The organism is Paenibacillus sp. 2KB_20, from assembly GCF_052115765.1.
In the GTDB taxonomy this organism is placed as follows: Bacteria; Bacillota; Bacilli; order Paenibacillales; family Paenibacillaceae; genus Paenibacillus_AQ.
In genome coordinates this window covers 261,188-283,228 of record NZ_JBFRHH010000007.1, presented here as the reverse complement: position 1 = coordinate 283,228, position 22,041 = coordinate 261,188, and the positions used below count along the sequence as shown (strand labels likewise).

Sequence of the window (22,041 nt, the reverse complement as noted above, 5' to 3'; positions counted from 1 at the left end):
CTTTACCAGATGCTGCTTCCGCTGACTCGTCGGCTGAACGAATTGGCCGCGATAATGAAGATAAAGCTGATGATGCCGGTAAACAGATCAATTGCCGTGGCATAACTGTAGTTGCCTTGCGTTAATCCGACCCTGTACACATAGGTGGATATAATATCGGCTGTCTCATAAGTGGCCGGAGTCGAGAGCAGGTATATTTTCTCAAAGCCGATCTCCAGTATTTTTCCGATATCAAGTATCAAGATAATCACGATCGCCGGCGCGATGCCGGGAAGTGTGATGTTCAGCGTCTGCTTCCACCGATTAGCCCCATCCATCTGTGCCGCCTCATATAATTGCGGATCGATTGCCGTCAAAGCAGCCAAATAGATGATGGTGCCCCATCCAATATGCTGCCATACGTCAGTCGTTACATAAATCGATCTAAACCAGGAGGCCTCAACCAGAAAGTTGATCCGCTCGACTCCAATTGCGCTGAGCAACTGGTTGACCACTCCACCTGTCGGGGACAGAAACATGACCGCGATTCCTGCTACAACCACGTTGGATATGAAATGCGGAAGATAACTGACCGTCTGGACAAACCGCTTCAAAAAGGATTTGCTCACCTCATTGATGAGTAACGCAAGAATAATAGGAGCCGGAAAACCGAAAATCAGCTTATATAACCCCAGTAGAAATGTATTTCTGAGAACAGGCCAGAAGTCAGGCGTATTAAAAAACATGCTGAAATATTTGAACCCCACCCAGTCGCTCTCCGTGATCCCCTTAAATAAGTTGTAGTCCATAAAGGCGATCGAAATGCCGAATATGGGAACATACTTAAAAATGATGTAATACAGTGCACAGGGAAGAAGAAGCAGCAGCAGGTATTTGTCCCGCTTCACTTTCGTCAAGAAACTCGAATTCTGTGCTTGCAAAAAACGTACCCTCCTTAGCGAAATCAAAACTGACCTACAGGCCCCATCCCATAAGGACCGGGACCAGCCTATACTTCCGAAAGCCGGTCCGGGAAAGGAAAGCAGTGCGCTCATCTGGCAACATCCGTGCAGGTATAATTTTTACTTGGCTTCGTTTATGAACTTTTGCGTCCGCTCATAAGCGCTCCTATGAACATCCAGCACCTGCTGCACGCCAAGCTTGTTCACTTCGTTCACGTAAGCATCCCAATCATCCATCGGTTTCTGTCCTAGAATGAACTTGGCAATCTGCTCCTCATGGAACTTTTTCACGGTTTCGCCGACCATGCTCAGCACTTCATTTTCTTCATTTGTATAGGCGAGCCTTGGCTGCGGCTTCGTTTCATGGTCAGGCGCGATTTTCATCGCTTCCCGCATTTTTGGAGAATACATGGACTCGTAAGCCGTCATATCCAATACCGTATGTGCCCCGATTGTTGCGATGCCCGTCTTGGTTCTCAAGTCGCCAAACTCTTTGTAATCCACGTTGAATTTGCGAGCCCCGTTCTCGGTTGTGAATGTCTCCCCTTCCCTACCCCAAGTTGCCAATTCAATTCCTTCGGGGGAGAACAAGAAATCGAGGTACTGAAGAAGCCGATCCCGCTCCTTGGAATTTGCCGCCACCGCAAAGCCGTCGGACTGCAATCCGGCGAATACATTGTGGGACTTGCCATCCGGAGTTCCAACAGGAGGAACCATATAATCGAGACTGAACTCGGATGCCTTATCCCCAAGCATTAACGGAAGTTCATCCATGATGCCGATATAGTCGCTGGCGATAAACGATTTGTTCTGAAGCAGCAGATCGTTAAATTGCTTGCGTTTATGCGCCATAAAGTCAGGTGCTACCAATCCTTCCGCATAAAACTTATTCATGTACTCAACCATTTTCTTGTAATTGTCCTCTGTCGGGCCGTAGCGCCATTCGTCCTTCTCATCATCGTAATAATAGCTGCTATTGGTGTTAAACGCCGGTGCCATATTAACCAGAGGACTCAAACCGTTAAACACGGCAATCGGAAAGCTGTCCGGATATATTTCCTTCAATTTTTTCACAACCGTGTACAATTCGTCGTAGGTGGTCGGCGGCGTCAGATTGTGTTTCTCGAATACGTCGTCCCGGTAAAGCCATGACCGCCTGGATTGCTGCTCAAGTCCATACAACGGCATAAAATAGTTCTTCCCCTCGGGAGACAGAATAGCTGCCTTTACTTCCGGATGGTCCTCGAGAAACTTCCTGTAGTTCGGCATCTGATCCAAGTGCTCGAAATAGTCGACAAACGCTCCGCTTGCCCCGTGCGTGTTGGCGGCATTCAGGCTGTTGACCATCATAAGATCCGGTATCTCGCCCGAGGATATCGCCAGGTTCATCGTTGTGGTGTAGTCACTCATCACAGGTTGTACCTTGAAGGAGATGCCGGTTTCTTCTTTCAAGTACTTATAAATCGGCCAATTTTCCTTATACGGCCAGTTCGTATGAGAGAAAGTCATCATCTCTAGTGTGACTTCCTTACCTAAGGCGACGTTTTCATGATTCTCCTCCTTTACCGCGTTTTCTTTTGAGCATCCGCTCAATAACGTGCCGGCTATAATGGCAGCTAATGCCAGCAACCCCAGCTTTCGGTTCCAAATTTTCACGCGAGCCCTCTCCCTTATGTATGATGATGTAACGCCAGCCGCTCTTAAGGCAGCATGTCGTTTATGATTTTGATTCTACTTACGGACCGGTGCGTTGACTATTGACATTCCTTCCCGTTATTGCCTGTAGCTACGATTCTGAAAAAGTGGCAACTTTCTGAACTACGGTACATTCACCGCTCAGATCCCGCACCACGGATGGGCCCTTGTCTATTGAATGGAGTTTCTTGCATAGTGCGAATTGACAGTCGGGAAGGGGAATTTTACAATATGGACTAGAGTCACCCAACGAAAATGAGGAAGCACCCTTTTCGAATCTTGGATGTTCTATTACGATTCAATCCACTGATATCAGAAATGAGGTGCTTTCATTTATGTACGGAAAACTTCATAGCGCTTGCTTGCACGGCATTGACGGCGTTGTCATCCAGGTGGAGGTGGACCTGGCGAACGGGCTGCCCCAAACTTCTATCATCGGTCTGCCTGATTCCTCCATTCGCGAATCTATTGAGCGGGTTCGGGCATCGATTAAAAACTGCGGTTTTACCTATCCCTTAAAACGGATAACCGTCAATCTTGCACCGGCAGATCTGCGCAAAGAGGGCTCTTCCTTCGATCTGGCGATCGCCGTCGGCATATTGCTAACAAGCGAGCAATGGACCTTTACGAAGGCCGGGCAAATGTTGATCCTGGGCGAACTTGCACTGGATGGTACACTTAGGCCCATCACAGGGGTATTGCCGATGGTAGAGCAAGCGAAAAAGGAAGGGTATGCCGGGGTTATTCTCCCGCGCGAAAATGCTCCGGAAGCTGCATTGATCGGGGGGATCGAGGTCTATGGGCTTCAGCATTTAAAGGAGCTTGTTCAGGAAGGACCCGATGAAAACATCCATCGTAGTGAAACTGGGGGAACTACAAGCTTTACCGTTTCGCTGTCAATGCTCAGATATGATCGGTCGACGACTCAAAGCGGAACTCAAGTGGACAGCCTACGGGGCAAGCAGCTTGAAGACTATCGAGATGTGATCGGTCAGCAGCATATCAAACGTGCCCTGACCATTGCTGCCGCAGGCATGCACAATATTCTGCTCATTGGGCCCCCGGGTACTGGAAAAACGATGCTCATGAAACGCCTCCCCACCATACTGCCGCCGCTGGCGGACCAAGAAGCGTTGACTACAACGAAAATCTTCAGCGCTGCCGGAAAGCTAAAGCCATCCGACGGGTTGATGACAAGACGCCCCTTTCGGTCCCCTCACCATACCATCTCGGCTGGCGGGCTCATCGGAGGCGGCACCATTCCGAAGCCGGGGGAAGTCAGTCTGGCCCATAAAGGCATTCTCTTCCTGGATGAGCTTCCCGAGTTCTCGAGGCATGTGCTGGAGGTGCTGCGACAGCCCCTGGAGGATCGCGAAGTAACCATCAGCCGGGCACGAGCGGTATTTACCTTCCCTGCGCACTTCATGCTCGCTTGTTCGATGAATCCCTGCCCGTGCGGTTATTACGGCAGTGATCACCCCCATCAACGCTGCACGTGCAGCGTTACCCGAATCGCTCAATACCGCGCCAGAATATCGGGGCCCTTGATGGATCGGATCGACCTTCAAGTAGACGTGCCTCGGCCTAAGGAATGGCCGGGAAGCGCAGTACCTATATCATCCGAGCAAATGCGGGATCAAGTCTATGCGGCACAAACGATTCAATTGGAACGCTATAAACAGCTCCCGTTCAGCTGGAACAGCGAACTGTTCGGCAGCTTCCTGAGGAAACATGCGGTGTTGGACAAGGACTCGGCAGAGCTCCTGCAAGCGACAATCGATACGCTGGGCCTGAGCATGCGCGCTTATGACCGAATCCTGAAGCTGGCCAGAACCATTGCCGATCTGGAGGCATCCGATGCAATACAAAGCCAACATATCGCTGAAGCGATTCAATACCGTCAGCTGGATCGACAATATATCACTGCCGAAGAAACAACTCGTTGATGAAAGACAATAGCCCATGGTCATCAGGCCGATGACTTATGAAGACTGGAAGTTTGCTCCTATTGCATAAAATAAACCTGTCATACGCAAAGAAGGTGATGGAGCTCAGCTCCTATCACCTTCTTTGTTATGGCTGCTTCGGCTCGTACCCATCAAAATGCATTCTCGATATGATCCATCGAGACAGACGTCAGATCCGCGCGAAGCATAACGGAGATAACATCAAAACGGATTGGCCGGTCGTAATAACGCTTATGATGAACGTACTGCTGTGCCGTGTTTCGGACCTGCATCACTTTGCGAGCATTCACGGACTCGGCAGGCGTGCCGAAGCTATTCGTTCCGCTTCGGCTTCTGACCTCAATTACCACAAGGGTCTCCCCTGTTTCAGCGACGATGTCCAGTTCTCCAAAGCGGCAGCGCCAATTGCGGTCCAAAATCCGGTATCCTTTTTCAATCAGGGAAGCGGCCGCCAGCTCTTCGGCAGCGGCTCCTTTTTGCTTGCGGCTGTCCTTTTTACCGGATGGCGAGTTCATTAGGGCATCATCCCTCCATCCTTCGCTTCACGATCCGCACGATAAACATATGTCAACACTTCCGCTACAAGCTGGTATAGCACCTCCGGAATCTGCTGATCCAGATCCAGCTTAGAGAGAATCTCCACCAAAGCTGCATCTTCTTGGACAGGGACGCCATGCTCTTTGGCTTTGTCTAATATAGACTCCGCCAATTTCCCTTGCCCTTTGGCAACCACAATAGGTGCTTCACTCTCGCCAGGCGTATATTTAAGGGCGACCGCCTTTTTCATGGCCGTTATTTGTCCTTGCTCTTTCTCTTCCTTGCTCATATCCGCATATCCACCCCTTTATAGGTTTGCGGGGTGTATTCTGCCGCCGTTCCCTGCACGGACGCATCTGAAGTAAGCGGTGCAACTAAGGGTAGCGGTTCTGTTTTTACGCTAAGCAATTGATAGCCGATAGACGAAACAGCTTGAGCCAACTCTTGCTTTTTCTCCTCAAACAGCTCCGCGGCGTAACTCTGATCATTCCGAAAGCTGAGGCTGACAATCCGGTCAACGACCTGCACATCGATCAAGGTCGGGCCTAGAAATTTCATGTCCAAGTCGAACAACAGCCTGCAGTTGGTTGCATCCAGCTCGCCTTTTCGGCCTCTGCGGGATTGAATATGTACGGATGCCGTCTGTTCCCCGTCGACCCCATGCAGAGGTATGAACATGGTAACCTGTGCGAAAGGTGCTGTTCGATCGGTGTTTAGCAAGAGCTGCTGGCCCGTTAAATGCTGAACGACTTGCTGTGCCGCTTCCTTTAGCGCAGGCGGCGCATCCTGGCTGGACAACACCTGAAGCAACACTCCCTTCAGTGTGTCTTGCAGGGCAAGCGCCGGTTCACCCGATGGCGTTGAGGCCATAACGGCTTGCTGTACGCCTTGGGCGATATTCTGCTGCCCGGATGGCACAACTGGCTGCGTCGAGCCCTGTTGATTCACAGCACCGGCCTGAGCATTCGCAGCAGCTTGCTGGCTCGCATTCGCCGCATTCCCTGGCGTGCCAAGAGCCCCGGGTGTAATCGCTGCTGCGCCACTGCTGCTAGGGGCAGGTGCTGCTGGCTGGGAAGCTGCTTGTCCGCCTGCTTGGCCTGCCGCGGCAGCGCTTGGCTCAGCTGCGGCGGGCAGCGGTGCAGCAGCACTCGCAGCTGGAGCAGGAGTGTGTGCTGGCACGGTCGCATTCGCTCCTGGAGCCGCGCCCGCGGCCGTGTTGCTGCCGGGTTGCGCGGCTGCCTGCTGCCCGGCAGGTGGTGCGGCGCTACCCGTGCGCGCCGCTTCGCCCGCGGGGCCCGTACCGGCCCCGCGCAGGGCTTGCTGCTCGTGCTCCGCACCGAGCAGCTTCAAGAGCCGCCCCACCCACGGCTCCGCGCTGGGGGTGGGCGGCTTTGGCGAAGGGCCTGCGGCACCTTCGCCTGGAGCTGCCGCCGGGCCCATGGCCACGGCGGCGGGTTGACCGGCGGCAGGCGTTGCCGTGCCGCCGCTGGCCCATGGCTGCGCGAGCTCGCCGCGCAGCTGCTGCAGCAGGCCTTGCAGCTTGGTCAGCAGCGCTTGCTGACCTGAGCCGGCCTGCGTGACACTGCCAGCGGAGGCCTCACCGCCAACCGAGGGAGGTGCTCCGGATGCTGCTTGTTTCCCCGCATCCACCAAACCTCCACTACCTGCGCTTAAAGCAGACGCCAGCTGCTGCTCCAACGACTGCAGTAGTTGATGCAGTTGGGGCCCGAATACCGCTTGATGCAGTCCCTTCACGCTTTCGGGGGTAATCGGCAGTCCGCGGTGAAACGCAATCGCAGCCGACTCCGCCCATTCCGCCGCGGGAATCTGCGGAGGCTTCACGGCCAATGCCTCGCGGAACATGGCGATATTGTCCTTCGTTAGCGGAACTCCCGCGTTCTGCATACCCCGGATCATTTCGCGGTTTTCCTTCGTATCCGGAAGACCGGCAAAATCCAGCACCTCAGCCATGGAAGACGGGGACAGCGGTTGTCCCGGCGTTTGACTAAGCGGCTTGAGAACGGCCGTCCCTCCCTCTCCCGGCGGCTGAACTTGCAGAAGGGCAGTTTCCCCGGCTCGAAGCGGCGTTTCCAGCTTCGCCTTCACTTGAACGCCCTGGATCTGCACCACGGCTTCTTGTCCGTCTTCCGATACGTTCATAACAACACCGCGAACGACCTGACCCGGTTTTAATTCCAACATCTTGGCGTCTCCCGGCTTTTGCTCTCCCAGGAGGCCACGAATCAACGATCCGATGTTCACGATAGTTCCTCCCACACCTTCTGTTTACCTTATATATCGGCAGCAGCCCGCCTTTTGACGAGGGCGGGCTGCATCGAAATCTAGAATAAGGACAATTGCTCAATCTCCATATTTTTCAGAAAGCTTCTTCTATGCATAGCGGTAGGTCCGTGCAGCTGCAGCTGTTCACGGTGAAACTTGGTAGCGTAGCCTTTATGTACGGCGATTCCGTATTCCGGATAACGCGTCTCCCATTCCCCTTCGCACAATCTGTCGCGAGTGACCTTGGCAATAATGGAGGCCGCAGCAATGGACTGGCTGTTAGCGTCGCCTTTAATGATGGCACGCTGGGGAATATCGCAATCCACCTTCTCGGCATCAACAAGCAGAAACTGGGGAGTAACAGCCAATTGCTCCATAGCCATCTTCATGGCAAGCCTTGCGGCTTGTTTGATGTTAATTCGGTCAATCGTTTCCGCATCCACCAAACCAACGCCAACCGCCAGCGCCTGTTCCATGATGAGATCATAGAGGGTTTCCCGCTTCTTGGCACTGAGTTTCTTCGAATCATTGATCCCTTCAATCACTAACCCCTCCGGCAAAACAACCGCCGCAGCAACCACGTCGCCGAACAAACAGCCGCGGCCTACTTCGTCAATACCTGCAATATGTATATAACGGCTCCAGTACTCACGCTCGTACATTAATAAATCTGTCATAGGTTTAACCCCTTTGGTTCCGAATTACCGCTTGTTTGATGTCTGTACATACGGTGTTTCAAACACGTTCTATCAATCTAGTAACTCTTCTAGATTATCACACTCGCCACAGAGCGTCACCCTTTAACCTCCCCTTTCCGCCAATCTTTCGTGCAAAGATCCCGGACCAAACAGGTTATGCATCAATTGATTTTACTGAAGAATAAAAATATCGCCATTCCAGTTGACAATGCCGTGTGCGTTAGATAATGCACCTGAGTCACGTATTGTTGAGCCTCACTTATCAACTATTTATAGCGATGAAATGGGAATCAATGCAGTCTAATCTCCTCCTGATCTGATCCATAAAAAATAACCATTCCGCCGTTAACCGGCAGAATGGTTATTTTTTGGTTTAAACTAGTGGAGGATAGCTCTCGTTCACCCTATTGAATCAATAAGGGGATTCCATCGAATAACGCCCAAGCTTGCCTGCGCGTAGTTCACGTAGGAAAATGCTCGAGGCTTTTTCCAGATCGACTCTTCCTCCGCTGACGATGCAGCCTCGTTTTCTTCCGATCGCTTCCATTATCGCCACAATTTCATCCGGGTTATCCAGATCTGTTGGGCGCTCCTTAAGATCAAAACGTTCGCTCATCGATTCCCAATAATAGTTGGAGAAATATTTGATCGCAAAAAAGGCAATATCCTCTACGTTCAATATTTCCTCTTTGATGGCGCCGGTTACCGCAAGACGATACCCTACATTCTGATCCTCGAATTTTGGCCACAGGATGCCGGGTGTATCCAGCAATTCCATCTCACCACCAGCAACCTTAATCCACTGTTGTCCTTTCGTGACACCCGGACGGTCACCCGTCTCTGCGATGTTGCGGCCGGCAAGACGGTTAATCAGCGTGGATTTGCCTACATTCGGTATACCTACAATCAACACACGCATAGCTCGCGGGTTCATGCCCTTGGCTATTTGTTTATCGATCTTCTCTTTCAGCAGCAGCTTAATCTGGTTCGGAATATCCTTAACACCTGTCCCTGTGGATGCATCTACAGGAAAGGCGGTTAGGCCATTTTCCTTGAAGTGGGCTTGCCATTGCCTTGTGACCTCAGGATCTGCCAAATCGGCTTTATTCATAATAATGAGCCGCGGCTTGCCCTGCAAAATCTCGTCAATCATCGGATTTCGGCTTGAGAGCGGAAGCCTCGCATCGGTCAGTTCAATTACAGCATCGATCAGCTTCAGCTTCTCCTGAATTTGGCGGCGCGCTTTGGTCATATGTCCGGGAAACCATTGTATTGTCAAACGTCGTCACCTCTACTTTGCACTGCAAACTTTCATCGTTTCTTTAGCGCCTTGGCTAATGGTTGATGAGCCCTATGTCTTTAATCGGCCAGAAGATCAAGTCTGCTCGCCCGATAATATCCCCCAAAGGAACATATCCTATCATACGGCTGTCCGTGCTGTTGGAGCGGTTATCTCCCATCACAAACACATGACCATCTGGCACAACACCATCCTGAACGAACGAGTTCGGGAAATCTGTGTTATTGTATAATCTGTTTTCAGCATGGGCTTGATCAATCGCTTCCTGTATGTAGGTTTCATTCACAGGCTCCCCATTGACAAGCACTTTATCGCCTTCAACTTTAACCGTATCACCAGCAACTGCGATCACGCGTTTAATGAAATCCCTGCCCTCATCAGGAACATGGAATACGATAACTTCTCCACGCTCGGGTTTACGGATATCATATAAAATCTCATTGACGATCAGCTTCTGATTGGATACAAAGTTAGGTTCCATGGATGGACCCTGCACAATAAACGGTTTAAAGAGAAGCCAGCGAATGAGAACGACGAGAACCAGAGCAATGAGAAGAGCCTTCAGCCATTCTACAAGCTCGTTCTTAGCCTTTTTGGCCGGTTTCCCCACGTTGGTTTCAATTGCCTCCTGGTGTTGATCTTTCTCCATAACCCACCGTCCTTCTCTATAGATCGCTTTCGCATTATAGCGATTTTTGGATATACAAAAGGGGCTTGTATATACGCACAAGCCCCTTTTACCGCCTTGTAATTAACGACGAATTTCTTTAATTCTCGCTGCTTTACCGCGCAGTTCACGAAGATAATAAAGCTTCGCACGACGCACTTTACCACGGCGAGCCACTTCGATTTTATCGATTTTAGGCGAGTTGATTGGGAAAGTTCTTTCCACACCAACACCGTAAGAAATTTTACGAACGGTAAAAGTCTCACTGATTCCGCCACCGCGACGTTTAATTACTACACCTTCAAACAACTGGATACGCTCACGAGTTCCCTCGATAACCTTAACGTGTACTTTTAAAGTATCACCAGGACGAAAGCTCGGAATATCTTTACGAAGTTGTTCTTGAGTAATCGCTTGAACGATATTCATCTATGACTCCCTCCTCTCACACAGGTGTTCTTGCATCTTCCGGAAACTCTATGTATTTCCTTCATTATCCGCAGCGGACCACCGTATTCACAACAAAAGAAATGATAACATATTTTGTAGACCGAATCAAGTGTTTTATCTTTACACCCTCATGCATAAACCAGCTTTTTCTCCTAGCTCTGGTCCATAAAAAACCACTTCCAGCATGAAAAATCATGCCGAAAGCGGTTAGCCTCACCTTAATTTACGGTTTCTTTCGAGTCGTGCATGCCCTTATGACGCTTGCCATAGTATTCAAGGATGTCATCTACCGTTTGAAATTGAACTTCTGTATTTGTTGTTTCTTCTATTTTCGCTTCATGTTGTTGTCGATGTTCTGTCATGACAAGATGCCTCCCAGTTCTGAAGTGATTCTTCAGTTACATATTACCCATCAACGCAGGAGTTGTATCAGCAATATTAAAAAATATGACACTGAAGTATACAAATCTGGGCTAAGAGCCAATTCTAAAGATAGAAATCCTTGCGCCGGTTTGAGGAGCATTTATCGCTTTGCTGACTGGCGATAAATTATAGAGCCCTACGGTGTTACCGGCACTTAAATTGATGACCGCAGATCCTGATACCTCGGCAGTGGTTGAATTCGAGTTCATGTTCCCCGTACTGGTTATATTCCCGTTCACGACGATTCCGAACGTGTTGGGAGCGGTTTGGCCATTTTCGAGCGATATCTGCCAATCAAAATAGTAAAAACCCGCTGTCACAATGGTCAACGTCGTTGTACCATTATATGTTACACCTTGAAGTGTGCTCGTCGAGAAGGTTACAGGTGAATTAGCAGCCACATTTTGAGTGACTCCATTACTGGCATACAACACGCTGCCGCCGATAAGCGTATTCGCCTCCGTCGGACCGGTTGGACCTGCTGGACCTGTGACTCCCGTTGGCCCAGTACTGCCAGTTGCTCCGGCATTACCAGTCGGACCTGTTACTCCCGTCGCTCCTGTAGCGCCTGCTACTCCAGTGGCTCCCGTAACGCCAGTCGGACCTGTTGCTTCTGTGGTTCCCGTCGCTCCTATGACACCTGTAACTCCTGTTGCACCCGTGGCTCCAGTTACACCTGTAACTCCCGTTGGCCCTGTTGTTCCTGTGGTTCCCATGACGCCCGTTGGCCAAGTACTGCCAGTCGCTCCGCCATTACCAGTCGGACCTGTTACTCCCGTCGCTCCTGTTGCTCCAGTAGCACCTGTAACCCCTGTTGCACCAATTTCTCCGGTTGCTCCTGTCAGACCTGTCACCCCGGTTACTCCTGTGACACCTACTTCTCCCGTTGCTCCTGTTGCGCCTGAGGCTCCAGTGACTCCAATCGGGCCTGTCGGTCCCGTAACACCAGTTTCTCCTGTTGCTCCCGTTACTCCTGTGACGCCTGTAACTCCTGTAGCTCCAGTTTCTCCTGCTGATCCTGTAACGCCAGTCGGACCTGATGCTCCCGTCGCTCCTGTTGCTCCTGTTGCTCCTGTTGCTCCCGTGGCGCCTGTGGCTCCAGTTACGCCTGTAACTCCCGTTAACCCAGTACCACCAGTTGCTCCGGTTGCCCCAGTTACACCTGTTATTCCGGTTACTCCTGTAATTCCTGTTGCACAAATTTCTCCGGTCGCTCCTGTCGGACCTGTTACACCGGTTGCTCCTGTCAGACCTGTCACCCCGGTTACTCCTGTGGCACCTACTTCTCCCGTCGCTCCTGTTGCGCCTGTGGCTCCGGTAACTCCAATCGAGCCTATTGCTCCTGTAGCACCTGTTTCTCCTGTTGGACCCGTAGCTCCCGTTGGCCCGGTAACGCCTGTTGCTCCTGTAGCCCCTACTTCTCCGGTTGCTCCAGTCGGGCCTGTTACACCTGTTGGTCCTGTAGCGCCAGTTGCACCCGTAGCACCGGTCATGCCTGTTAATCCAGTCACTCCCGTTGCTCCTGTGACTCCTGTTGCACCAATTTCTCCAGTCGCTCCTGTCGGACCCGTTACTCCTGCTGGCCCCGTAACGTCGGTTACTCCTGTAGCACCTACTTCTCCCGTTGCCCCGGTCTCGCCTACTGCTCCAGTCGCACCGGTTTCACCAGTCGGTCCGTTCGCTCCTGTTATCCCGCCAGGTGCCCCTGGCGGTCCTTCCGGACCTGTTGGACCTGTAGCACCCACCGCACCCGTCGGGCCAGTTGCTCCCGGCACGCCGTCCAATCCGGGCCCTCCTGTAGCACCTGCAGTGCCTGTCGGGCCAGTCACACCCGTGGCTCCTGTCGCTCCAATCACGCCCGGCTGATCGTTACCTGGCACGCCTTCCAACGTTTCCTGGATCGTGAGACCTTGAACACTTTCAGCGCTCGTCCTTGCTACAGCTGGCAGAGATTGCAGAGCAGCATCTTGGACAGCCACCGGAATGCTTAATGTCGCTATCGTTCCTGAAAGAGCATTCGTATAGTTGATCAACTGTTCATTCAAATGTTCAGGCGACGCCCCATTCTGCAACGATGCATTAATTCCATCCGTTGCTTGTTGCAGCCTGCCCAGCTGTTGTCCGGAACTCCCTAATCTCGCAGCCTGCTGGTTAATTCCCTGAAGTACTTCAGTAAGCTGCTGACGAGACCCGGCCCCTGGATTCGTCGTTGCATTCATAATGTAAAAAGGCAGATTGTTCATTAAATTGATTAGAGGGACAGCATCCGCACTCGGAAAAGCATTATCCAGCCTTGATTGAATACCATTTTGCAAAGCAGCGATATCCGGACCGATCTCGCCGCCGACCCCAATTCGTTCTCCATACATTTGAAACAACGGCATGACTTCATTCAATCTTGTTAAAATCCCTTCCAGATTGTCCGAATTGGAAATCCTTGCAATTTGCTGTACAACCTGCCTAAGACCCCGCCGTTCCCGCAGCGAGAACTTCATTTCCGAGACCAGATCGTTAAGGCTCTGCAATTGTATTTTGATAAGTGTGAAATCCTCGTTAACCGGCTGTTCCACAAATGCGTGTAACAGTGATGTTAATTGACGGATCAATGTAACGAATGGAGTGGCTTGGTTCCTTCCGACACGAATTTGTCCGGGTGTAAGTCCCTGAATTACAACCTTGCTGTTCCTACGTTTCCTTCTTTCTTGCCTCAATCGATTTCACCCCTTACGATTAATGCATCCGCAAACGCCTATTTATCACACTATTCAATTCATACGAATTTTGTTCTCAGGTGCAAGCATGAAACGTGCATATTACTACATACTAGCCACATTCAAAAAATAAAAAAAACGAACAGACCTGTGCTTACAGATCTGTTCGTGAGATTAAACAAAAAAGCTTATGAGGATCCCGCTTCTCGCTGAAGCTTGTCTAAATATGCCTGATCCTGCTTGGACAACTCCAGCTTGTCTAACAACTCAGGGCGACGCTCCCATGTCCGCTTAAGCGCCTGTTCCCGACGCCACACGTCAATATTTGCATGATGACCGCTTAACAAAATATCCGGCACTTTCCAGCCGCGAAACTCAGCCGGACGGGTATAGTGCGGATATTCCAACAGGCCAGTACTGAATGAATCCGTCACCGCTGACGTTTCATTGCCTAGTACACCCGGCAGCAATCGGACCACTGAATCAATGGCAACCATCGCTGGCAGCTCTCCACCGGTAAGCACGTAATCCCCGATGGATAACTCATCGGTAACAAGAAACTCGCGAATCCGTTCATCATAACCTTCGTAATGACCGCATATAAACACCAGATGGTCTTCCTGAGACAACTCTTCGGCCTTTTTCTGCGTGAAGGTCTCTCCTTGCGGACACATCAGAATGACTCGCGGAGGCTTGGCTGTTCCGGAAATTTCCACTGGAATCTTTCCGGCAGGATTAGCCCCATCCTCATGATTCGAAATTTCATCCGTATCCGAAGCAAGGATATCCTCTACCGCAGCAAAAATCGGGTCCGGCTTTAACACCATCCCCCCACCGCCGCCATATGGAGTATCATCGACCTGACTGTGCTTATTTCCGGCATACTGGCGGAAGTTGATGGCATTCAAGTTCACAATTTGTTTTTCGGCTGCTTTACCCAGAATACTCGAATGAAACACACCATCGAACATCTCGGGGAACAGCGTCAGCACATCGATCCGCATGGACTATAACAACCCTTCCATGAGATGCACCCGAACAAGCTTCGATTCCTTGTCTACATCAAGTACGACATCCGGTATGGCCGGAAGGAGGACTTCTTTTCCCTCAGGTGTCTTGACAACCCACACATCATTCGCGCCTGGGGTCAAAATTTCGGTGATCAAGCCAAGCTCCTCGGCAGGGTCTTCGTCGGTCATCACCTTGCAGCCAATGATCTCATGGAAATAGTACTCGTTCTCCGGAAGCTCTTCCTGAAGATCCGCTGTGATCTTCAGCAGCGAGCCCTTATATTTTTCAGCATCATTGATGCCATGCAGCTCCTTGAATTTAACGATATACATGTTTTTATGAAAACGAGATGTATCCACCGTTACTTCAATCTTGCTCCCCTTGTCCGGGACAATATACAACTGGCTCTTTGGAGCAAATCGCTGGTCGGCAAAATCCGTATGCGGCATGACTTTAACTTCCCCGCGGATGCCGTGCGTATTCACGATTTTCCCTACAGTTAACAACTTTTCAGACATGGTCTTCCTCCTGCATCACTTAATAAACGTTCTAAGCTGGTTTGACCGGCTGATTTCTTCAGCATGTACGAAAAAGGGCTAGGACATGCATCCTAACCCCCTTTCGTATATTTTAAGAAATGATATCAACGGTCACCCGTTTATCCATTTTAACCGCCGCCGATGTTACGACTGTACGCAATGATTTGGCGATACGCCCTTGTTTGCCTATGACCTTCCCGACATCGTCAGGATGCACGTACAGCTCATATACAATCAAGTGCTCCTTCTCAACGGTTTTCACAGTCACATCTTCTGGATGATCCACTAAAGCCTTAGCAATAACGCGAACTAATTCTTCCATAGATAACCCTCGCGATCAGTCTTATTTCTGATGCTTCAGCTCATGAAACTTCTTCATTACGCCCGCTTTGCTAAGCAAGTTGCGAACCGTGTCAGATGCTTGCGCACCATTTTGAAGCCAGTTCAGTGCTTTCTCTTCATCGATTTTAACTTCAGCCGGTTGAGCAACCGGATTGTAATAACCGATTTCCTCGATAAAACGGCCATCACGTGGGGAACGGGAATCAGAAACCACCACGCGGTAGAAAGGAGCCTTGTGAGCACCCATGCGTTTCAGACGAATACGTACTGCCATTTGAAAATTCACCTCCTTCAAAAAATGTCCATTCGATATGACCGAGACTTAACGGAATGGAAACTTCATGCCTTTCCCACCGGTCAAGCCTTTTAGCTGTTTCATCGCTTTGTTCTTGCCGCCTTTAGGACCCATCATATCCGAGAACTGCTTCATCACGCGGCGCATTTCGTCAAACTGCTTGATGAGCCGGTTCACTTCAGCTAGCGAGGTTCCGCTGCCTGCCGCAATCCGTTTACGACGGTTGTGATTGATGATATCAGGCTGCTGCTTCTCCGCCGTTGTCATGGAGTGGACAATTGCCTCGATGCGTCCCATCTGCTTCTCGTCAACCTTGAGATCCTTGGCTTGCTTCATCTTGCCCATGCCCGGAATCATATCCATCAGCTGATCCAGAGGACCGAGCTTCTTGACCTGATCCATCTGCTCCAGGAAATCCTCGAACGTAAATTCGGCATTACGCATTTTACGTTCCATTTCCTTGGCCTTGTCTGCATCAATGTTCGATTGTGCTTTCTCGATAAGAGACAGCATATCGCCCATTCCGAGAATCCGCGATGCCATCCGTTCTGGATGGAACGGCTCCAGCGCATCAATCTTCTCGCCAAGCGCCGCGAATTTGATCGGACATCCGGTAACCGCCTTAACCGAGAGGGCGGCACCGCCTCGGGTATCCCCGTCGAGTTTCGTGAGTACGACACCTGTCAGCGTCAATTGCTGGTTGAAGCTTTCCGCGACGTTCACCGCATCCTGACCCGTCATTGCGTCAACGACAAGCAGAACTTCGTCAGGATTTACGACGTTGTGAATCTGCTTCAATTCTTCCATCAGCTCTTCATCGACATGAAGGCGACCGGCAGTATCGATAATGACATAATCGTGACCATTATCTTTGGCATGCTGGAGGCCTTGCTTCGCGATTTCCACTGGGCTTGTCTTATCTCCCAGGGAGAACACCGGCACGTTGATCTGATCACCGAGTACTTCGAGCTGCTTGATCGCAGCAGGACGATAGATATCGCCCGCAACAAGCAGCGGTCGGCTGTTCTGCTTCTGAAGCAGCTTGGCCAGCTTGCCCGAAGTCGTTGTCTTACCGGCACCTTGCAAACCGGCCATCATAATGACCGTTGGCGGCTTATTGCTCTTCGCCAGTTTGGCTTGGCTTCCTCCCATCAACTCCGTCAGCTCTTTATTAACGATGTCAATGATCACCATGCCGGGCGTAAAGCTGTCCATCACTTCCTTGCCGATGGCCTTCTCTTTTACTTTGGATACGAAATCCTTAACCACTTTGAAGTTAACGTCGGCTTCGAGAAGCGCGAGTCGAACTTCACGCATGGCGGCTGTTACATCTTCTTCGGACACCTTGCCTTTACCACGAAGCTTGCTGAACACATTCTGTAGTCTGCTGGTCAATCCTTCAAACGCCATATCCGCCACCTCCGTTCATACTTAATCCCATACCTTTAATTGCTCAACCATATCGGTCATTACATTCTTATCATGTTCACCCAGGTCGCTACTCTCCACCATTTCCCGAAACTTATCCAGCTCCCGGATGCGCGTCTCATGCTTGCTCAGGAGCCCCAACTTCTCTTCATAGGACTCGAGCACCTGCTCTGCACGCTTGATATGTTCATAGACGGCCTGACGACTAATCTCAAATTCACCTGCGATTTCTCCAAGGGAAAAATCATCATGGAAATAATATTTCAAAAAGGTCTGCTGTTTCTCTGTCAGCAGCTGCTCATAGAAATCGAACAGCAAATTGATCCGGTTCGTTTTCTCGAGCCGATTCTCCTGACTCATTTAAGGGCACCCCCCTCGTCAAGGAAAAACACTTTACAGTTCGCTTAACGAACCTTATCATACAAAAAACAAAGAAGGATGTCAAGCCATTTCCCTTGTCATCCTTCTTCATGTTTAGGAAGCCTTCATCCTGCCCGTTCAACCGATAGGAAGAAGGTAGATCAGTATCGCAAAAAAGTGGAGAATCGAGCCCGCCAGCACAAACAAATGCCAGATGGCATGATGGTAAGGAAAACCCCGCCATACATAGAATATAGTGCCCAGCGTGTACAGCACGCCCCCAATGGCAAGTAAATTCATACCTTGCGGCGCCACAACCGCCGTTAACGGATTCCAGGCAATGACGATCAACCAGCCCATCGCAATGTAAAATACCGTGGAGAGGAACAGAAACTTCTTGACGAAGAATGCTTTAAATACGACACCAAACAGCGCAACGCCCCATACGATCCCGAAGAGACTCCAGCCCAGCGTTCCCCGGATGGCAACCAGCAGGAAAGGCGTATACGTCCCTGCGATGAACAAGTAAATGGAGGAGTGGTCCATAAACTCAAAGAAATCCTTAGCTTTCCCGTCTCTCAAGCCGTGTACGAGCGTTGAACTCAAATACAGCAGGAGCATCGTCGATCCGTAGATCGTAAAGCTAACCACATGCCAGGCAGTGCCCTTCAAACTTGAAAAAACAATCAGGAGCACCAGTGCTGCAACGCTTAGTGCCGCTCCTATGCCATGTGTTATTGCATTCGCTATCTCTTCTCTGCGTGGATATGTGTAAGTATTGGCCATAACAGGTATCCTTTCGCTTGAAATCTTATACTTCATTATACGCGCTGCGGGCATGCAAAATCAAAACCGCCCACTATATCAGCCGCCCTGCGATTGGAAGAATTGCTGGATGGCGCTGACGATTTGGCGGGACGCAGTGCCGTCGCCAAACGGATTATGGGCTTTTGACATGCTGCGGTACGCTTCCTTATCCGTCAGCAGCTGCTCTATTCCTGCCTGAACTGCTTCACCCTTCGTGCCGACGCATTTTAGGGTACCGGCCGTCAATCCTTCCGGGCGTTCGGTTTTATCCCTCAGTACCAGAACCGGCTTCCCTAGTGACGGCGCTTCCTCCTGTATGCCACCGGAATCCGTCAAGACCAGATAGGAACGCTGCATGATATGATGCAGATCTACCACATCGAGCGGTTCGGTCAAGTGGATTCGCTCGTGCCCCTCAAGCTCTTGCGCGACCGCCTCCTGCAGCACAGGGTTTGGATGGACCGGATATATCACTTCAATGTCAGGGTGCTTCTGGATCACCCGCTTCACTGCCTCAAATACCCCTTTCATCGGTTCTCCCCAGTTTTCCCTGCGATGCATGGTCATCAGTATTAATCGGCTATTTTTCCGTAACTTGCTCTGTATCGGATGCTCAAAAGGAGCCTGAAGCGTCCACTTCATCGCATCGATTCCCGTGTTTCCCGTTACATATACGTGAGCCGAACGGTTCTCAGCTTTGAGATTTGCTGCGGACAGCGCCGTCGGGGCAAAATGCATATCCGCCACTCTGCCGATCCACTCGCGGTTCATCTCCTCTGGAAACGGCGCGTATTTATCATACGTCCGCAGCCCTGCTTCCACATGTCCCACCGGAATCTTCGCGTAATAAGCTGCTAAAGCACCGATAAATGCTGTCGTTGTATCCCCGTGGACCAGCACAAGATCATATTTTCTCGCTTGGAATACCTTCTCCATCCCTTTTAGCAGATCAGCGCTCAGACTGTATAAGGATTGCCCTTCCTTCATGATATTCAGATCCGTTTGCGTCTGGATTTCAAAAAAACGAAGCACCTGATCCAGCATCGCCCGGTGCTGGGCGGTTACGCATACGATTGGAGTTAATCCCGGGGCTGACTCCAATTCCTTGACCAAAGGTGCCATTTTGATCGCTTCCGGCCGCGTTCCGAATATAACAAGAACATTTTTCTGATTCACGAACCTTCACTCCCCCTCGTTTTATATGAAAAGATAGATCTGAACCTCATATCTTAAGCATTATATGGAAAATTGATAGATTCGTTCCGGTCATGAATATGCTTGTAGAAATCAACCATTTTTTTGGTCATTCGGCTCATTCGTCCAATTCTATGAAGCTAGCAATGCATATATTATCCCGAGTACAAAGAAAGGAGGAAACCTCTTGGCTGTTATCATTTATCCGAGAACGATGAACTGGTCGTATATGAAACAGAGACCGCAGCAGCTAATGGCTCAATTGGGCGCGCTTGGTCATCAGGTTTTCTTCGAAAACCTGGCACCGCTGGATAAGGAGTTCAAAGAAATTGAACCAAATGTGTTCCTATTCACAGATACCAAAACATTTCTGCACAAAAAACTGCCTGCCCTTCGCAAAGAACATCCGATTGTCGTCTGGACGACCTGGTCTAAACTCCGTACGCGCATTTCTACACTTTTCAAACCCGACATCACAATTTACGACTGCTGTGATGAATTTCCGCATTGGGCAAAATATGAACCTAAAATGATTGATGAAGCGGACCATGTCGTATGTACCGCAGAGGTGATTCACACCCGGTTGTCCCTGGCATATCCGGATAAACCGCTTACCCTGATCCCGAATGGCGCTGACTCTTCATTTTTTCATATTCCATTCAGTGAAAGGCCCGCCGATCTTCCTCCGGGTCCTGTTGTCGCTTATATCGGCGCCTGGGCGTATTGGGTAGATCATGAGCTGTTTGCTAAGGCGGCCCTTCGTTTTCCAAACGTCCAATTCGTTTCCATTGGAGCTCCTTACGGCAGCTCCGGCGATTATTCGAAGCTTCCCAATGTGCATATACTCGGTGAAAAGCCGCACCAGGAGCTCAAACGTTATCTGACTCATATTGACGTTGCTTTGATCCCCTTCCAATACCATCCGATTACGCTGGCTACCAATCCAATCAAGGCGTACGAGTATATGGCATCCGGTGTTCGCGTACTATCAACAGCTCTGCCGGAATGCATTGCCATGGAGCCGCATGTTACCACAGCGACAACCCATGATGATTTCTTGGGCAAGCTGTCCTCCATGCTGCATCACCCGGATACAGCAGAGCATAAGCTGGCACGCATTGCCTACGCCAGAGAGAATCGCTGGGTTGAACGCGGATTGAAAGCCGATCAAGTGATTCGGCAGGCCATCCTGGACAAAGGCATGAGCTCCCATTGAAACCCTATGCCAAACTATGTACGCAGCCATTCGGCTACAGAGCCACCGATACGTTTACCTATCGCGAACAAATTATTCAGGAAATCTCACAAATAGACCGTGAGTGGATTCTATGGGGCGGTAACTTGTCCTTTTCCAATAAGAGCGCACAGACTTCCATTCCGATGCCAACCCCAATTCCAGATCATATTGTCTGTATATGCATGAACGGTGCCCCGCTGTATTGGAGAAAATCCTGGCTGCTTGCTGCTCTTACCTACTGGAATAACAGGCTTCCGGCTGCCAAATTTCTGCCTTACGATCTGCTGCTCGAAGACCCAAGCCTTACGATGCATCTGGACCCAACGCAAAATCCTCCGTATCAAAAGGATCTGGAGTATATTCTCCCTATTCTGTCTGCAACAAGGATGCGAGAGAAAACCACCAACTCCAAAGGGTCTTTATCTTTATCCCCTGAAATTCCTCCGCAGCCTGTCGTCTCCATTCTGATGAGTATTCACAATATGAAGGACACTTTAGGCTGGAGCATCCGTTCCGTGTTGGCACAATCAAGCGATAACTGGGAGCTGGTAATAGGTGATGACGGCTCTGAAGACGATAGTCTGGAGGAAGCCTGTGCTTATCTTGACAGCAGAATTCGGGTTCTGTCTCAATCGCGTAACCGCGGAAAGGCGATCATGATGAATCGGCTGCTTTTCGAAGCAAAGGGTCGATATATTCTGGAATTGGATGGCGATGACTGGCTGGCTCCCGATGCGGCCGCACTCCTGTCCGAAGCACTTGACAACAATCCGGACAGCAGGATGGCCACGGGCCGGTATGGATGCTGGGAACGCACCCGGCAGCTCGGTCCTCTATGGAGAAGAAACGTTGATTCGGGCAAGCTTTATTCGGCACGGTCTACTTCCTTAAATCGAACGAATCTACACGGCCACCCGCTCGTCCCCCGTATGTATCGCAAGTCATCCCTAATCGCCATTGGCGGCTGGTGGAATCGGGAGGATCGTCTCGGACGTATCTTCGAAGATATCGATGTCACTGCCAGGCTTCTTAAGCACAGCTCACCTGTTCAGGTCGATGCTATCTTGTATCATCGCGTCATTTATGGCAGCAGTACCAGCCAACGTAACCGCAGCCTGTTTGAAGCCTGGTGTCAGCAAACACACAAGAGTTAGAC

Annotated in this window: 22 protein-coding genes and 1 pseudogene; 4 read left to right on the top strand and 19 right to left on the bottom strand. The window is 50.5% G+C overall.

Annotation, left to right across the window (positions count from 1 at the left end):
- Nucleotides 1-2: 2 nt before the first annotated feature.
- Nucleotides 3-920, bottom strand: a complete 918-nt coding sequence (locus AB4124_RS20205) for an ABC transporter permease (protein WP_441973997.1) — start codon at nt 918-920, stop codon at nt 3-5.
- A 141-nt stretch (nt 921-1,061) separates the two neighbouring features.
- Complete coding sequence (locus AB4124_RS20200) at nt 1,062-2,597, bottom strand: ABC transporter substrate-binding protein (protein WP_441973996.1); 1,536 nt, start codon at nt 2,595-2,597, stop codon at nt 1,062-1,064.
- A gap of 374 nt (nt 2,598-2,971) precedes the next feature.
- On the opposite strand from AB4124_RS20200, the gene AB4124_RS20195 reads away from it, so the two are divergent.
- A complete protein-coding gene (locus AB4124_RS20195) occupies nt 2,972-4,582 on the top strand; it encodes a YifB family Mg chelatase-like AAA ATPase (RefSeq protein ID WP_441973995.1) in 1,611 nt (536 codons plus the stop codon).
- A 152-nt stretch (nt 4,583-4,734) separates the two neighbouring features.
- Here AB4124_RS20195 and AB4124_RS20190 read toward each other — a convergent pair whose 3' ends face one another.
- From AB4124_RS20190 to AB4124_RS20175, 4 genes are all read right to left on the bottom strand, one after another.
- Nucleotides 4,735-5,118 (bottom strand): YraN family protein, encoded by a 384-nt coding sequence (locus tag AB4124_RS20190; protein WP_076325009.1) that lies wholly within the window; start codon nt 5,116-5,118, stop codon nt 4,735-4,737.
- Nucleotides 5,118-5,429 (bottom strand): EscU/YscU/HrcU family type III secretion system export apparatus switch protein, encoded by a 312-nt coding sequence (locus AB4124_RS20185; protein ID WP_076325010.1) that lies wholly within the window; start codon nt 5,427-5,429, stop codon nt 5,118-5,120. The genes AB4124_RS20190 and AB4124_RS20185 overlap by 1 nt, the downstream gene beginning before the upstream one ends.
- The gene (locus tag AB4124_RS20180) at nt 5,426-7,402 is read right to left on the bottom strand and encodes a hypothetical protein (protein ID WP_441973994.1); all 1,977 of its coding nucleotides are present in this window, start codon (nt 7,400-7,402) and stop codon (nt 5,426-5,428) included. The genes AB4124_RS20185 and AB4124_RS20180 overlap by 4 nt, the downstream gene beginning before the upstream one ends.
- Nucleotides 7,403-7,482: 80 nt before the next feature.
- The gene (locus tag AB4124_RS20175) at nt 7,483-8,100 is read right to left on the bottom strand and encodes a ribonuclease HII (RefSeq protein ID WP_076325012.1); all 618 of its coding nucleotides are present in this window, start codon (nt 8,098-8,100) and stop codon (nt 7,483-7,485) included.
- Nucleotides 8,101-8,295: 195 nt separating this feature from the next.
- Here AB4124_RS20175 and AB4124_RS20170 point away from each other — a divergent pair.
- Nucleotides 8,296-8,419: pseudogene (locus AB4124_RS20170) on the top strand (LacI family transcriptional regulator); the annotation flags it as partial.
- Nucleotides 8,420-8,533: 114 nt separating this feature from the next.
- On the opposite strand, the gene ylqF reads toward AB4124_RS20170, so the two are convergent.
- The 13 genes from ylqF to wecB form a co-directional block, all read right to left on the bottom strand.
- A complete protein-coding gene (ylqF, locus tag AB4124_RS20165) occupies nt 8,534-9,400 on the bottom strand; it encodes a ribosome biogenesis GTPase YlqF (protein ID WP_076325013.1) in 867 nt (288 codons plus the stop codon).
- 55 nt (nt 9,401-9,455) lie between these two features.
- Nucleotides 9,456-10,070 (bottom strand): signal peptidase I, encoded by a 615-nt coding sequence (gene lepB / locus AB4124_RS20160; RefSeq protein ID WP_076325014.1) that lies wholly within the window; start codon nt 10,068-10,070, stop codon nt 9,456-9,458.
- Between the two features lie 102 nt (nt 10,071-10,172).
- Nucleotides 10,173-10,517, bottom strand: a complete 345-nt coding sequence (gene rplS, locus AB4124_RS20155) for a 50S ribosomal protein L19 (protein WP_015736355.1) — start codon at nt 10,515-10,517, stop codon at nt 10,173-10,175.
- Nucleotides 10,518-10,756: 239 nt separating this feature from the next.
- Nucleotides 10,757-10,900, bottom strand: a complete 144-nt coding sequence (locus tag AB4124_RS20150; RefSeq protein ID WP_213644152.1) for a hypothetical protein — start codon at nt 10,898-10,900, stop codon at nt 10,757-10,759.
- A 111-nt stretch (nt 10,901-11,011) separates the two neighbouring features.
- Complete coding sequence (locus AB4124_RS20145; RefSeq protein WP_441973993.1) at nt 11,012-13,672, bottom strand: collagen-like repeat preface domain-containing protein; 2,661 nt, start codon at nt 13,670-13,672, stop codon at nt 11,012-11,014.
- A gap of 188 nt (nt 13,673-13,860) precedes the next feature.
- Nucleotides 13,861-14,676, bottom strand: a complete 816-nt coding sequence (gene trmD, locus AB4124_RS20140) for a tRNA (guanosine(37)-N1)-methyltransferase TrmD (protein ID WP_441973992.1) — start codon at nt 14,674-14,676, stop codon at nt 13,861-13,863.
- A gap of 3 nt (nt 14,677-14,679) precedes the next feature.
- Entirely contained in the window at nt 14,680-15,201 is a 522-nt protein-coding gene (gene rimM, locus AB4124_RS20135; protein ID WP_076325016.1) for a ribosome maturation factor RimM, read from the bottom strand.
- Nucleotides 15,202-15,313: 112 nt separating this feature from the next.
- Nucleotides 15,314-15,544, bottom strand: a complete 231-nt coding sequence (locus tag AB4124_RS20130; RefSeq protein ID WP_006211360.1) for a KH domain-containing protein — start codon at nt 15,542-15,544, stop codon at nt 15,314-15,316.
- Nucleotides 15,545-15,565: 21 nt separating this feature from the next.
- Nucleotides 15,566-15,838 carry a 30S ribosomal protein S16 gene (gene rpsP, locus AB4124_RS20125; protein ID WP_006211361.1) on the bottom strand — a complete coding sequence of 91 codons (273 nt, stop codon included), beginning with the start codon at nt 15,836-15,838 and terminating at the stop codon, nt 15,566-15,568.
- 48 nt (nt 15,839-15,886) lie between these two features.
- Entirely contained in the window at nt 15,887-17,269 is a 1,383-nt protein-coding gene (gene ffh, locus AB4124_RS20120) for a signal recognition particle protein (RefSeq protein WP_441973991.1), read from the bottom strand.
- Nucleotides 17,270-17,290: 21 nt separating this feature from the next.
- The gene (locus AB4124_RS20115; protein WP_441973990.1) at nt 17,291-17,647 is read right to left on the bottom strand and encodes a putative DNA-binding protein; all 357 of its coding nucleotides are present in this window, start codon (nt 17,645-17,647) and stop codon (nt 17,291-17,293) included.
- Between the two features lie 138 nt (nt 17,648-17,785).
- A complete protein-coding gene (gene trhA / locus AB4124_RS20110; RefSeq protein ID WP_076325253.1) occupies nt 17,786-18,433 on the bottom strand; it encodes a PAQR family membrane homeostasis protein TrhA in 648 nt (215 codons plus the stop codon).
- 78 nt (nt 18,434-18,511) lie between these two features.
- Complete coding sequence (gene wecB, locus AB4124_RS20105; RefSeq protein WP_441973989.1) at nt 18,512-19,630, bottom strand: non-hydrolyzing UDP-N-acetylglucosamine 2-epimerase; 1,119 nt, start codon at nt 19,628-19,630, stop codon at nt 18,512-18,514.
- 205 nt (nt 19,631-19,835) lie between these two features.
- On the opposite strand from wecB, the gene AB4124_RS20100 reads away from it, so the two are divergent.
- Both AB4124_RS20100 and AB4124_RS20095 read left to right on the top strand, forming a co-directional pair.
- The gene (locus AB4124_RS20100) at nt 19,836-20,864 is read left to right on the top strand and encodes a glycosyltransferase (RefSeq protein ID WP_430105094.1); all 1,029 of its coding nucleotides are present in this window, start codon (nt 19,836-19,838) and stop codon (nt 20,862-20,864) included.
- On the top strand, nt 20,861-22,039 hold the full coding sequence (locus tag AB4124_RS20095) for a glycosyltransferase family 2 protein (protein WP_441973988.1): 1,179 nt from the start codon (nt 20,861-20,863) through the stop codon (nt 22,037-22,039). Before AB4124_RS20100 ends, AB4124_RS20095 begins: the two co-directional genes overlap by 4 nt.
- The last annotated feature ends 2 nt before the right edge of the window (nt 22,040-22,041 follow it).

Excerpts from the sequence above, each read along its gene's own strand:
- rpsP (WP_006211361.1), bottom strand. The coding sequence starts at position 15,838 with ATGGCAGTACGTATTCGTCTGAAACGCATGGGTGCTCACAAGGCTCCT.
- AB4124_RS20130 (WP_006211360.1), bottom strand. The coding sequence starts at position 15,544 with ATGGAAGAATTAGTTCGCGTTATTGCTAAGGCTTTAGTGGATCATCCA.
- trmD (WP_441973992.1), bottom strand. The coding sequence starts at position 14,676 with ATGCGGATCGATGTGCTGACGCTGTTCCCCGAGATGTTCGATGGTGTG.
- AB4124_RS20150 (WP_213644152.1), bottom strand. The coding sequence starts at position 10,900 with ATGACAGAACATCGACAACAACATGAAGCGAAAATAGAAGAAACAACA.
- AB4124_RS20195 (WP_441973995.1), top strand. The coding sequence starts at position 2,972 with ATGTACGGAAAACTTCATAGCGCTTGCTTGCACGGCATTGACGGCGTT.
- rimM (WP_076325016.1), bottom strand. The coding sequence starts at position 15,201 with ATGTCTGAAAAGTTGTTAACTGTAGGGAAAATCGTGAATACGCACGGC.
- trhA (WP_076325253.1), bottom strand. The coding sequence starts at position 18,433 with ATGGCCAATACTTACACATATCCACGCAGAGAAGAGATAGCGAATGCA.
- AB4124_RS20175 (WP_076325012.1), bottom strand. The coding sequence starts at position 8,100 with ATGACAGATTTATTAATGTACGAGCGTGAGTACTGGAGCCGTTATATA.
- lepB (WP_076325014.1), bottom strand. The coding sequence starts at position 10,070 with ATGGAGAAAGATCAACACCAGGAGGCAATTGAAACCAACGTGGGGAAA.
- rplS (WP_015736355.1), bottom strand. The coding sequence starts at position 10,517 with ATGAATATCGTTCAAGCGATTACTCAAGAACAACTTCGTAAAGATATT.
- AB4124_RS20115 (WP_441973990.1), bottom strand. The coding sequence starts at position 17,647 with ATGAGTCAGGAGAATCGGCTCGAGAAAACGAACCGGATCAATTTGCTG.
- AB4124_RS20190 (WP_076325009.1), bottom strand. The coding sequence starts at position 5,118 with ATGAACTCGCCATCCGGTAAAAAGGACAGCCGCAAGCAAAAAGGAGCC.
- AB4124_RS20185 (WP_076325010.1), bottom strand. The coding sequence starts at position 5,429 with ATGAGCAAGGAAGAGAAAGAGCAAGGACAAATAACGGCCATGAAAAAG.
- ffh (WP_441973991.1), bottom strand. The coding sequence starts at position 17,269 with ATGGCGTTTGAAGGATTGACCAGCAGACTACAGAATGTGTTCAGCAAG.